Annotated in this window: 6 protein-coding genes; 2 read left to right on the top strand and 4 right to left on the bottom strand. The window is 39.9% G+C overall.

Features of this window, described 5'->3' with window-relative positions; translation table 11 throughout:
• Window position 1: 1 nt before the first annotated feature.
• Both U0033_RS13580 and U0033_RS13585 read left to right on the top strand, forming a co-directional pair.
• On the top strand, window positions 2-8,509 hold the full coding sequence (locus tag U0033_RS13580) for a hypothetical protein (RefSeq protein WP_072365617.1): 8,508 nt from the start codon (window positions 2-4) through the stop codon (window positions 8,507-8,509).
• Window positions 8,510-8,531: 22 nt separating this feature from the next.
• Window positions 8,532-8,936: a hypothetical protein gene (locus tag U0033_RS13585; protein WP_072365615.1), complete on the top strand. Its 405-nt coding sequence runs from the start codon at window positions 8,532-8,534 to the stop codon at window positions 8,934-8,936.
• 167 nt (window positions 8,937-9,103) lie between these two features.
• Here the strand turns inward: U0033_RS13585 and U0033_RS13590 are convergent, their stop codons facing one another.
• The 4 genes from U0033_RS13590 to U0033_RS13605 form a co-directional block, all read right to left on the bottom strand.
• Window positions 9,104-9,607, bottom strand: a complete 504-nt coding sequence (locus U0033_RS13590) for a hypothetical protein (RefSeq protein WP_072365613.1) — start codon at window positions 9,605-9,607, stop codon at window positions 9,104-9,106.
• Between the two features lie 62 nt (window positions 9,608-9,669).
• The gene (gene istB / locus U0033_RS13595) at window positions 9,670-10,425 is read right to left on the bottom strand and encodes an IS21-like element helper ATPase IstB (RefSeq protein WP_072365684.1); all 756 of its coding nucleotides are present in this window, start codon (window positions 10,423-10,425) and stop codon (window positions 9,670-9,672) included.
• A 67-nt stretch (window positions 10,426-10,492) separates the two neighbouring features.
• Window positions 10,493-12,043, bottom strand: coding sequence for an IS21 family transposase (istA, locus tag U0033_RS13600; protein WP_322518490.1), 1,551 nt, complete (start codon window positions 12,041-12,043; stop codon window positions 10,493-10,495).
• 193 nt (window positions 12,044-12,236) lie between these two features.
• Complete coding sequence (locus U0033_RS13605) at window positions 12,237-13,364, bottom strand: HD domain-containing protein (RefSeq protein ID WP_083571828.1); 1,128 nt, start codon at window positions 13,362-13,364, stop codon at window positions 12,237-12,239.
• Between the last annotated feature and the right edge of the window lie 713 nt (window positions 13,365-14,077).

The raw sequence follows: 14,077 nt of genomic DNA on the forward strand, positions 1-14,077 counted from the left end.
GATGCAATCATTGCTAAGACTGTTTGTATTGCTACTGCTGCTATCGATAGCAGGCAGCAGTTTTGGACAGCGTACCACGGTACTGAAAAACGTACTTGAAGGACCAAAGGTGTCAAAAGATGCTACCCTTCAGGTAAGGGATTCCATCCTTATTGCCGATGTAAGTCGTTTGGATATACCCTACCCGGTAAAGAATATTGTCGTTTTTCATATCGATGAATATGCAAAAACACTTTTACCGGATTCGTTTACAGCTACACTGAATATCCGTGTCATTTACCTGCGTCCTGATCAGCAAAAGGATTCGGTAGAGACTGCCCTTACTATTAATTATAAAGATAGCGCGGCTTATACCAGCCGGAGTAGCTTTGTCTTTAACAACTCTCATGATGTAACTGTACGGATATTAGGATTGTCTGTGAGCAATGACAGTGCCTTAGTCAGCAAATCGTTATTGCTGAAAAATGAAATGGATGTACATGCGGTATACAAATTAAATTGTACAAATGATGCGGTGCAGCATGTATATATAAAAACAACCGTCAATACAGACTCTACGGATGAGTTGTCTGTACACTGGGATGAGATCACAGGTGCAGATCTCTACGATCTGGAATGGACCTTTGTCGATTCGTCCGCATTAGGCACCAAAGATCAATTGTTCCGTAACAATTGCAGCAGGGTCACCATCCCTGGTAATAGCTACAATATCCCACTGATGTACGATGATGGAGGTGTTGTCTATTTCCGTGTGAGAGCAGTGCAGGTAAGAGATAATAATAGTAGGATGGAAACCAGCTGGAGTGATAACTTTTCGGGTGGCTTGGGGTCCTATGCATTTGTAGGGCATCAGCGGGCATTAAACTGGCAATCGGCTGTGACATTCTCGGAGGAGGGGAAAAGAAATGTAAGCGTCACTTATTTTGATGGTAGTATGCGTAGCCGGCAGACGGTGCTAAAGGATAATACTACGAATACAACAGTTGTAAGTGAAACGATGTATGACTATCAGGGTCGTGGTGTGATTGATGTAATGCCGGCACCGACATTGAATACAGTGATTAAATATTCCCGCAATTTCAATCGTGGATTGAATGGAGTAGCATACGATAAAGGGCAATATGATACGTTACCTTCGCCTGAGACTTTTCTCTCAGCAGCGGCAGCACAAATGTCTAGTGAGAGTGGTGCGAATCAATATTATTCTGCTAATAATCAGCAAAAAGATCTGGGTGTGAACCGTTTCATTCCGGATGCAGAAGGGTATGCATTTACAGAGACAGTTTATACACAGGATAATACTGGTCGCGTCAGCAGGTTAGGTGGAACTGGGCCTACATTTAGAATAGGCAGTAACCACGAAACCAAATTTTATTATGATTCACCGGGAGAAAGTGACCTTGATGTGTTGTTTGGTACTGAGGCGGGTTGTCACAGTCGTTATTTCAAGAATTCATTAGAGGATGCCAATGGACAGATGAGGGTGGCTTATACTGATATTCATGGGCGTACAATAGCTACTGCATTGGCAGGTACACCAGACAGTGCCCAGCTGGAAAATCTGGAGTCAAGTACAGGGTTTATAGTAACAGATACGATCTCAGGTAATACGTTAAAGGGAACGTCTTTGGAGAGTGTACATAGTCAGCTGGTGGTGCAGAAAGGAAATCATCATTTTCATTATGCATTGATGCCACCAGTGTTTAAGAAAAAGGATTGTGATAGTAACGTGGTTTGTTATAATGGGTTGTATGATCTGGAGATCATGATCACAGATGATGTATATAATCAGCATCTGGGAGGTAAGGCATTTGATACGATCTTACATAATTACAATGCTGATTCAATTGTTCCTAATTGTAGTCCGGATTCCTTTGTAGTTGATTTTAATATTGTACTGGAAAGAGGTAGTTACCAGATTACGAAGCGACTGACGGTGAATGAGACAGCCTTGTCTTACTATCGTGATAGTATCTTCATGGTACGTAACATGTGTAGTTCACTGGATACATTCATTGCACAGCAACATAATCTGCTGGTTAGTTTGACTTGTGTGCCTGATTGCCAGACGTGTCTGGATAGTTTAGGGACGTGGGATAGTTTCAGAGCTAAATATATGTTACGTGCGGGGATAGCGGATAGTGATTCCGCTTCTTACCGTAGTGAGGCGCAGACGGCTTATAATGATGCTTTTGTGTCTTGTGCGGCGTTGTGTGGTACGACTTCACCAGTGGATGAGATGAAGGATGAGATGGAACAGGATCTGGCGGCACCATCTGGTCAGTATGCGAATGTGGATGACTCCACAGATATATATTCTATCTTTTATCATAAGGATGAGAATACATTGCCTCCTTATAAGAGAGATACTGTCACTTACCTGAATGAGAACGGTAAAGTGGATAGTGTCTATGATGATGCAGTGGGGACTTATGTATTGCCGCAGGATCTGTCTTCGGCTACCTTCTCAGATAAGTTCAAACCGTCCTGGGCAGCAGCGTTGCTGAAGTTTCATCCGGAGTATTGTCGTTATTTGGAGTATCAGAAGTATGCAGGTAGTTTAGCATGGGACAGGGTATTCGAAGCGGTAGATACTTATGAGGAAGCCCTTGATTCAGGATATTTGAATCCAATGGGTAGCAGTAGTTTTCCATTTACGATAGTAGCTGCACATAAAGATCCTTTTGCTTCAATGCAGCCAACTTTGCTTTCCAGTGGGTTATCTAATTATTCTCAAGGCACAGGCAACAATGCATTGTCTATGTACAGTGTAGCTACGGCGACCTTAAAATGTACAACGAATGCTTGTATTGCTAAGTACAACACGCCGGCGTTGGCATTTAATGCTAGTAGCATGTGTACAGGAGATCTGGATATGGCATGGCGTGCATTTAGACAATTATATTTAGCCTATAAGAATCACATCATAGATAGCCTTGTACAAAAGGCGACCTGTACGGGTTATCCAACCGCCCAGACATTAACGAATGCTGGTAAAGTGGTTCATTTTACGGATCAGCAAACGGCGTATAATAATAGCGGGATCAATTATATCGCAGGTGGTGATACTGCAGATATCCGGACCCTTACTAAGTCTTCCTTGTCAGAAAGCTATGCAGCGAATTGCCAGAGTTATGTAGAGGCGTGGATGAATCAGCTGATGGCTTGTACCTATTATGTAGATACGGCAGCCTTAAGAAGTAATCTTATTCCACAATTATTACAAATCTGTAAAGATGGAGCAGATGAGGATCATGTGATGGGAGCCAGCACCGGCAGACCTTTAAGTCTCTCTTCCCGTTATGGCCAGACGTTTGTGAATACGATCCTGTCCTATAATGAATCACTTGGAATTACAGATACGTTGATGTGTACGGGGTATCTGATAGATGCGCCGTTGCCATATGACCAACAGCGGACTTATGGCGATAACAGGACTTATACAAAGCCAACGGATTGTGAATGTAATAACCTGCATTTACTTGAAAAAGAATATGAGACTTATAAAAAGTCTACCGATGGTAGTTTTACAGCTTACCTGAATCGTACTCGCGGAACCAGTTTAACAACCAGCCAGATGGATGCATTGCTGACAGCGTGTGCGAATAAGAATGAAGATTGTGACTACTCAGCCACACAATTGGTGATCCCTGCCTTGATTCAATGTGGACCAGCGCCATCCTGTACAGACTGTGCGATCTTTACGATCCTATACAACAGTTATACCAGTGCGCATAGCTTGATGATGCCATCTTACGAAGATGAAGACTCTGTACAGCATCTTAAGAATGAGTTATTTGCTTCCTATATGAATAATGGTCTTGGTTACAGCAAAGAAGCGCGTGAATACCTTGCTTTCAGAGATAGTTGCGCCGTATTGAAGTCCATGGACAGCGTAGTTTGTACGGCCTATGCTCCAGGTAGTGCGATTCATACATACGGAGAAAATACTTTCTTTGAAGACCTGATCATTACCTCCGATGGTGGTTATTTAATGGCAGGTAAGATGGTCGCTGCAGTGGGCGACACGGATGCAGTGTTAGTGAAGACGGATGCCGCAGGTACACTTCAATGGGCGAAACGCTATGGAGCCAGCAATACGAATTACTTAACGAAGGTACGAGCGACCAGTGATGGAGGATACATAGCAATAGGTACCAGCAATAAATCAGTGCTGCTCATCAAGATGACGAGTACAGGTGCACAAAGCTGGACAAAGACCCTATCTTATAACACGCAATACGGCGAGAGAGGCGGTGATATTGTTCAAACGAGCGATGGTGGGTATATAGTAGCGTTGAAATATAACATTGGTAACACGGTCGCCGATGCTGAATTAGTGGCCCTGAACAGTAGTGGTACGACCTTATGGGCACATCGTTATGGTACGAACTCAGGAGAAGAAGGGTATAGTCTCACGATGAGCGGAGATACAGTGAACCTGTTAGGTTGTACATCAGGTATGGGAATTGCGTTCAGGACCTTCCTGATGAAGATAGATCGTAATACGGGTAGTATATTAACCAGCTATTTATTTTACGATACATATGAAGGAGATGGAGGTAGTTACTCAGGTCATTTATACAACACACCTACAGGTCATCTGATCAATATGTCGTTCACGAGTACGAAAGCAGGAGGAGGAAGTGCGGACCTTGTAGCCGGAGTAGATCATGACGGCAACCTGACTTTTACCCAGCAATTTGGTAGTCCTGTAAATGGAGCAACTTCTACACAATGGATGCCGATCGTTCCATCTTCTGATGGTGGTTATGTGAGTGTCCAGAACATAAAGACGAAACCACAGGCGGTAGTTTGGGAGAAGGTTGATGGGAACAATAGTCTATTGTGGTCAGAACTGATCCGTGCGGGCGACTCCACTGAAATGCGGGCAGTAGTAGAACGACCAGATGGAGGATTTGCGGCAGTAGGTGGTTTGGGAAGCAAAGGTATGTTGATGCTGACCTTGGGAAATGGAAAGGTAGGCTGTAGTGATAGTGTGTTCACCAACAGTTATTCAGATGCTCCAATAGCAGAGGAATATCCTGAAGTTTGGGCAGTGGATGTGGATATGACGAGCAGCACAAGCTGGAGCAGTGCGAGCTTTACAGAGAATTCATTTACTGCAAGCAACTCAGTAGTAGACTGTCGTAACTGTTACACCGTTCACAGTGGACCATTGTTATGTGGCAATGCCGTATCTGTGTTCCCAACGATCTCTCTGGATAGTACCGACAACTGTAGTGACAATGAATTCTTTGCAGTCAGTAAGGGTACAGAGTTATATACAGTGTATCGTGATTCGCTGTTAGGCAGCTTTGGCAAAGATTACCTGACCATGGCACTTGAAGTGAAGGAGCGCTTTACTGTAACCTATAACAATAGTGAATACAATTACACTTTATACTACTACGATCAGGCAGGTAATCTTGTAAAGACGGTACCACCAGCCGGTGTGGTGGTGAATCGCACAGATAGCTGGTTGAATAGTGTAAAGGCAGCAAGAGCAGCAGGCACCGCATTGGTTCCTGATCATAAAATGGTAACTCAATACAGGTATAATACATTCAATCAGGTGGTCATGCAGTCAATACCTGATCAGGGCATCACCTATTTCTGGTATGACAGACTGGGTAGACTAGCATTCTCACAAAATGCTAAGCAACTTGCTGAAAATAAATACACCTATACTACTTATGATGCATTAGGCCGTATTTCAGAAGCAGGAGAGTTGACCAGTGCAGCACCTATGACAGACTTCATTTGTCGTGACACCACTCAACTGAATGCATGGATGGCGACTGCAAGATCTTCAAGGACACAGATCATCTCTACCAGTTATGATCATGCTTATACCGCATTGTCCGATTTATACCTTACGGCAAAGAACCTGAGGAACAGGGTGTCATGGACAGCCGTGTTTGACAATGCAGCCGCACAGGATAATATGCAGTTCACTACTGCCAGTTTCTATAGTTATGATTCACATGGTTTTGTGGATACCTTGCTACAGGATTATAAAATAGGTAGCATGCAGCAGGCACAAAACCGTTTCAAGAAGGTTGTCTACAGGTATGATCTCGTTTCAGGAAAACTCAATTCCGTAGCCTATCAGCCGGGTGCTTCAGATGCTTATTACCACAGGTATACCTACGATGCACTGGATCGCCTGACGAACGTCGAAACCAGCCGTGACAGCATCTATTGGGAAAATGAAGCATTCTATCAATACTACAAACATGGAGGTATAGCAAGGGTTGTCCTGGGCGAAGAGCAGGTACAGGGGCTTGATTATGCCTATAATTTGCAGGGATTGCTGAAAGGCCAGAACAGTACAACTGCTACAGCAGCAATGGATATGGGCGGGGATGGAAGCAGCGGTAGTATGGTGGCAAAAGATGCATTTGGGTTTGCATTACATTACTACGGAGATCGTGATTATAAACCCATTAGTGGATTAAATATCTTTGCTTCAGCTCCAGGTCTGAATCCTTTATTTGATGGTAATATTTCAGCGATCAGTCAAACCATCCCTACCATAGGTACATCCTTATTATCCAATTATAGTTATGACGTGCTTTCCCGGATGACGGGTATGCAGGTTTCCAAAGGATTAAATACAACAACCAATAGCTGGACACCTGTGGCATTGGATGATTTTAAAGAAAAGGTGACCTATGATGCCAATAGTAATATTTTGAAGTATCTTCGTAATGGTAATCACTCCTTAGCTGGTACACAACTCAGCATGGATTCACTGACATACCATTATAAGACAGGCACTAACAAGCTGGATTTCATAAATGATTCAGTTCCCGCCGGCAATTATGCTGAGGATATAGATGCACAATCTGCAGGCAATTATGCTTATGATTCCCTTGGTAATATGATAGCGGATAAAATTAGTGGAATTGATAGTATTCAATGGAATGTATTTGGTAAGATTGCCCGTATTAAGAAATCCAACGGTGCAGTTATTTCCTATACATATGATAATGCCGGTTATATTGTTTGTAAAACTGTCAACAAGAAAGAGACGTGGTATGTACGGGATGGTTCCGGGCATGTATTAAGCATTTATTCCAAAAGAGATAGCGCTGTGAATAATGGTGACCTGAGCCAGACGGAGATCCATTTGTATGGAGATACGAGACTGGGTATTCATCATGTAGACCTGGATGTACAGGTGCCTGCATCATTACCAACGGTAAATATGACTGGTTTGGGCAATGGTATAAGCATAGACTTTATCCGTGGCAGAAAGGCGTTTGAACTGTCCAATCATTTAGACAATATACTGGCATCAGTTTCTGATCGTAAGATAGGGGTGTCTACAGATGGTAGTGTGATAGATCATTATGAGCCATATATTTTATCAGCACAGGAATATTATCCATATGGTATGACGATGCCGGGTAGGAGTAATAGTGTGGATACATCCGGATATAGATATGGATTTAACGGGCAGGAGAAGAATAATGATATCAATGGTAAAGGTAATAGTTACACTGCAGAGTTCTGGGAGTATGATCCGAGAATAGGGAAGCGTTGGAATCCTGATCCTATCATCAATGTGTCAGCCAGTCCATATTCCGTGTTTGATCAGAATCCAATAAGTAGGATCGACCCTGCGGGTGCACATAATACTGACTGGTATGCGCGAAAGAATAGCGATAAGAGTATTTCACTGATCAATAAGAGTGGCGAGCATGATGCAGAGAAGAGTATCTTAGACCAGAATTATGTGAATGTGGGTGAAGATAATATTTCAGCAGAAGCCGCGATGAATAATGCCCAGAGTTATTTCCAGGAGGCAACTGTATTGACGGGTAATTATAAAGGAAATGTTCATGCGAATTTTACGGGGTATTTTAAGATCAATGAGCAGTTGAGTTATATGAATCCTGATAGGTTCGCGACTTCGCCATTGACTTATAAGAATATTCTATCTGATCCCCGGTATGCATGGATAAAAGTGGCCATTAGTCAAATTGGTAATGAAGAACAGGACAAGGGCGATAATCCGCAGATCACTCAGTATCACCTGGTCGGATGTGGTTTGAAAAATACGTATGAAGATACTTACTGGTGTTCCTCTTTTGTAAATTACTGTTTAGCAGTAGGGAATCCTCAAGTAATAAGATCTAAGAGTGCTGCTTCCAGAGTGTGGTTTTTACAAGCCTCAAAATGGGGATTAGAGCGGGTACAAACGCCATATTATGGTTCTCTGATGGTTCGGAAAGATAATAATTATTGGGATAAAGACGATAGTGGAGGAGGGCACGTGTCAATTGTTATTGGTAAAGATGACGGTGCTTTTGCACAGCTTGGAGGTAACCAAGCAAAACCCGGTTCACGAACAGGAAATACCGTAAATGTTGTACTAAGACGAAGGAAGGATAACGTGAGATATTATCATTTTATCTGGTTACCTAAAATTCCATTAGGTCCGCCGTTGGCTACACCTGCGACGAAAAAAGCAGAGGAACAAATGGGATTGGATAAATAAAATTACATTTAAAAATAAAAAGATGAAATTACTAACCTCTTTTGTCCTGATACTTTTTATAACTGTATCAGTCAGATCTCAGGATCAGAAAACTTTGATATTAAATCAGTTGAAAGAAAAGAAAATAGATTCTGTGCTCCTGAATTGTGATCTGCCTTTTACCTTCAGTGGGCTTTCTGTGAAAGGAGAAGAAGTGATAAAAGACAGGAATCTGTTGGCTAATAGAATTAAGGATTTGGTGAAGCGTAAGTATTTTGACCAGTATTTTGCATCAAGTGATGTAGAAAGGCATAGAGATGAGGTATTCTTTACAAAACGCAGCTTTGATTCAGATGGGGAACTGGAGTCGGAGTATGGTTTAATCTTTGCTTTTAGAAAAGGGAAAGATGGGAAGTTGAAATTGTGGCGGATCAGAATGGCAGGATAATTTATGGTCGATTTATTTATTCAAAGTAGGAAGCCCGGCAACTTGCCGGGCTTTAATAGGAAATTTCGAATAGGCAACAAATACCATTAAAAACAAGTGCCTAATACACATCGAAAGTTTCATATATTTTGTTTATGGAGGTAGTTGTTATAAGTTATTCCCTGATCTCATGAAGAAAATTTTTGTAAGTTGGTAATTTCATCCTTAATAGTTAAAAGAATTTTATCTTTCATATCTTCAAATTCAAGAGAACTTGAAAAAGTTCTCTTGAGATAAATTCGTAACATTAAAACAGTCACATTAGCAAGTTTAAACTCCTTTCCTACTGCTACCCAATCATCAGAGAATTTATATTTTTTTTCAGCCTTTAGACCGATTAAAACTGTTTTTTCCTTCGCATCTTTAAATACTTCATTTTTGAACATATCACTGACCGCAAAAATACTTTTGGTTCTAAGTTCTTTTAGTTTATCATCAATTAACTCTTTTATCCTTTTTATATTAACAACATTCGTTTTTTCATCCTCTGTTAAAACTACTTTTACTTGAAAAACTCTTTTAAATAACTTTCGATTGAGCAAATCCTTGTGGACTTCACTTTCTAATTCAGTTTCTACGAGAAATTTAGAAACAGTTGTAGTCGGTATTGGACAGTGTACAGTTTTTGGCAATTAAGGATGTACAATAAAAATTGCCAGATAGGGGTACATTTTGGAAGGCAAAACTAACTGATTTAATCGATTGATGAGAAGATTGTCTTTCTGTTTTTCAACCTAAAGCTCTCCCCGTTCAATTTCAATATTTCACATCTATATAAAATTCTATCAAGGATAGCTGTCGTAATAACTTCATCTCCAATCGTTTCAGCCCACTCTTTTGGCGATTTATTAGTAGTGATGATGAAGGATGTTTTCTCATGGAGCATATTGATAAAATGAAAGAATGCATTCGCTTCATTCCTGGCAATATCGATCATCATGATATCGTCGATAACGACCAGGTGGGCCTTTTGCAGGCGTTTATAGTCAGCCATGGCGGGTTTAGAGATGTCTCTTGTTCTGAGCATGGTCATAATTTCATCCATAGCTCTAAAATAGGCCCTATAGCCATTTTTGAGGGCATGATGGCATAGCCCCGCAGACAGGAATGATTTCCCGATGCCGTTTGGACCGAGGACAATTAGATTAAATTTCTGATCCAGCCAGGTCAATTCTTTCAGTTGTTCAAGTCGGGAAGCAGGCATTCCTTCTACCAGTGAGCAATCATATTCCTGAAGATTATGGGTGATAGGCAGACGGGCCTCTTTTGTTTTACGTTCCATATCTTTTAGATTTCTGTGTTGGATCTCAATGTCCAATAGCTTTTCAGCAAATTCCAGATAACTAATTCCTTCAGCAGAAGCGTTATCTGCTATTGACTCAACCTGAGACCCTATTGCGCCCAGCCTAAGTTGTCTGCAATGCCCGCTAATCTTTTCTTTTGATTTCATATGCTTTTGATTATTAAATATAAATAAGGGTAGAGTGAGCATGCATGCTCACTCTACCCTCACCGGTTTAACTGTTAAAAATCTTTTCATAATCACCCAGATCCCTTTTGTCTGGCTGTATAGCCGCCTTTCTGGTGCTATTAGGATCTAAAAGAATAATTTTCCCTGTCTGGGCATATTCTTCCTTATTCTCCTGCTCATGCATCTTTAAAAGATCTCTGAAGACAATAGCACTGGCATACTTCTCCCTAACACATTTCTCCAATACCTTATCATAGGTTTTTTGATCATGCTCCAGAATGGCCTCCCTGATAGCTAATAACTGATCTCTCAGATATCTGGCTTTTTGTTCCCGGATCATTTCAAAAAATTTGATAGCCAGAGACCTATCGGTAAACATTGCCGCAACCTCTTCCATCAAAACATTCAGCTTTTGAGATTTATCTCTTTTATGATCGCTATTGATGATTTTGTTGCCTTTACTATTTGCGATACTATGTTTACACAAAAACTCGTCCTGCTGGCTATAGACATGCAATTCATTTTCTTTGCGATAGATTTTGACCTCGACATCCTTCTTGTAGGTTCCCTGGGGCACTGAATAAAAATTACCCTCAAGCGAAAATGTATTATCTTTCCTTAAGTACCGTAAAATATAAGCTGGCTTGTTTTTTACCGGCATCCATGGCTTTAAATAACCCTGTTCGATGTCCCATTCGGCAAAAGGCACTTTTCTTGTGGTGGAATGTGCTACCCCATTTCCGGTTCGCGTCAACCACCCTAAGACCTGCTGCTGAAGGGTTTCTATGTCATAATAGACCCTGCCATATAAGAAGTTTCCTTTTACATATTTCACGACATTTTCTATTTTGCCCTTACTTTCCGGATCACTTTTTCGGCAAAAATGAAGGCCCAGAGCCTGTTCACGTACATAAGCTTTAAATTTTGAAGTAAGCAACAAATCACCTATTTGCTCATTAGACAACAATAGTTTATCCTGGTCATAAACCAATTCAGCTGTAATCCCATTAAAATACTGGAATGCAGCTTCATGGGCATTGATAGTGGTGTCTGTTGTAAAAGGAATGGATGAGAAGTAGACATATTTCATCCGGGAGCGGGATAACATCATGGTGAAGAAATGCACTTTCTTCTTTTTTGCCTCACTGTTCCGAAGATAATACTCTCCAAAGTCGGCTTGTGCCTGTTGACCATAGGGTAACTCCTCTACTACAAAGTATTCCCTCTCGATGGTTTCTAACGGAATGTTGTACTTCTGCCGGATACCCATTACATAGTTGTAAACTGTCTTGGGATTCAACCGTGGCAGATCCTTATAGTGTTCTTTAAGCCAGTCTAACATTTGCGCAGCACTGGCTCCAGGAGCTGCTATCAGTCTTCCTTTTACAAAGTCTTCGTATTTGTCCAGAACTTTCGGGCGGCTATTCTGTTTTATCAGGAACTCTTCGTACTCCGATTCACTCATTGCTAAATACCGGGCTATGGTGCGTCTATCGCATACTGCGTACTTTGCTATGGCTAAATTACTTAGCCCCTCCCTTGCCAATCTATGAATTTCATGATACATGATCCAATTACTCATTGTCTTTTTATCCATTTTACCCTCTTTGATGTAGAGCAAAACTGGGAATTTAAAAGTTGATCATGTACCCCTATACTCGCAATTGTACATCCTTATTTACCAAAACTGTACATTCTTATTTACCGAAGATGTACAGTGCTATTTACCGAAACTGAGCATCCTTATTTACCATAGTTGTACAATACTAATTGCCATTTTTAGGACATCCTTATTTACCGATCACAACAGTCTGAGACAAAAAAATATCGTCTCCATTTGAAATATAAAAATCCATGAGTTCTTTAATAGTAGTAAACTCATCCAACAACTTTATCTTAGCATTTCTCTTAGTCGAAGTGAGGAAAGAAAGCATAGTATTCGCTGCTCTATTCGTTTTATGAAAATATACCTGATTATAAAGATGAGACCTGGATTGTATAAATCTTAACATTGAATCAAGTCCACTTTCTTTATAGGTTAGTTGAACAGGCCCATCTGTTTTCGTAGCTAGGAAAGAAGAGAAAATTCTGTTTATGTCATAGAAACCATATGTAACTCCAGAGAAATAACTATCTCTCCATAAATAGTCCATTCGATCTGCGTCAATTGGAAATGCAGTAATTATTCTAGAGAAAAATAGAGTGTAGTTGTTTCCTTTACTATCTAGAAGGTCTGGCAGATTTGGAAAATCAGGTTCGATAAATTTAACTACGTGTTCAGGATCTATTTCACTGATTATTCTACTAGCAGAAGGTGAAAATTTATTAGGATCACAAGTATTCTCTTTCTTCAATTGATCCAAAAGGATAAAAATAAACGCACAGGAAATAATTTCATGCTCTACTTTATCTTCATTATTTTCAATAAGTTCGTTGAATCCAGAATAATACTTTTGAAGAATAACATCATTCGTTACTATCGTAAGAAATTTATCTTTTGAAATTGAGAATTCATCAAACAAATGAGAAAGAGGGCCATGTCCCAAATCATGTAATAGGGCTGCTAATCTCATCTCTTGATAAAAAATCTCTTCCTTTTCTTGAAGTTGATTAAGATCAAAAAAACTAGATTCGCTATTCAATACATATTTTTCCTTCTTTTTTTGACCTGTAGCATAATTTTCTTTACACGAATCGAATATTTTCCCAGCCAAATGCATTACACCTATTGAATGTTCAAATCGTGTATGGTTGGCAGATGGGAAAATATAATACAAAAACGTGTTTTGTTTAACTTTACGCAACCTAGAAAATATGGGATGTGCAATGCACCACTTTTCTACTTCAGACAATTTTATATCTCCATGTAATGGATCTAATATACTTCCATAATAGTTGTCACGATAAAATACATTCATGGTTAATATTTATTTAATTAAGTACTATTTAAACCTTTTTTGATGGAAAATTTTCTTGAAATAGCAACTAAATCGTACTCCTATTTCGTGAGCTTATTCCTTCTTTTTCTCACTATCTTAGGTCTTTGGTTTATACCTAAACTCTATGGCTAAACTTCTCATATCCCAAATGATTGGAGTTGAAAAATTCCTACCAACTTTAAATTATAATTTGAAATAGTTCACAATAGGAGTTCATAAAAAAGCAATTTTTAGCCCATAGATAACTGCATCAGCATCAAATTATTTTATATCAATGTATTTTGGTTCGGAAATGTATATCTACTGCGGACGTAAAAGGTTTTTAATTGTTTGATTTAGAGATGTATTTGTTGTTTTTTTGTTAATTGTTCACGGGTTTAAAGTCTATCTATTACCATTATTAATAGTCAATTGATAAGCAGAAATTGTCGCACTTCTTTTGCTTTTTTCTACCCAAATTATCAAAGAGAAAATAAAAATAATTATCTAGACCAGCAGAACCCCACACCATATTTGGCAGATTAAAAATTGAGATCTTTCAGTACTGGCTCCTATTCAAGAAGGATTCCGAAAAATTCCTATTTACCTTTGTGCAGACCCTTACAAAGAGTGATAAGCCTTATGTCTTATTCTTATCTTGTGGCACAGCGATTTGAACATAGGAGCTTAACGAAATCGAAAAGAGGAGAAGA

The organism is Chitinophaga sancti (assembly GCF_034424315.1).
Lineage (GTDB): Bacteria > Bacteroidota > Bacteroidia > Chitinophagales > Chitinophagaceae > Chitinophaga > Chitinophaga sancti.

What these genes read in the sequence shown, in the direction of transcription:
- U0033_RS13580 (WP_072365617.1), top strand. Translation starts at nt 2, where the DNA reads ATGCAATCATTGCTAAGACTGTTTGTATTGCTACTGCTGCTATCGATA.
- U0033_RS13585 (WP_072365615.1), top strand. Translation starts at nt 8,532, where the DNA reads ATGAAATTACTAACCTCTTTTGTCCTGATACTTTTTATAACTGTATCA.
- istB (WP_072365684.1), bottom strand. Translation starts at nt 10,425, where the DNA reads ATGAAATCAAAAGAAAAGATTAGCGGGCATTGCAGACAACTTAGGCTG.
- istA (WP_322518490.1), bottom strand. Translation starts at nt 12,043, where the DNA reads ATGGATAAAAAGACAATGAGTAATTGGATCATGTATCATGAAATTCAT.
- U0033_RS13605 (WP_083571828.1), bottom strand. Translation starts at nt 13,364, where the DNA reads ATGAATGTATTTTATCGTGACAACTATTATGGAAGTATATTAGATCCA.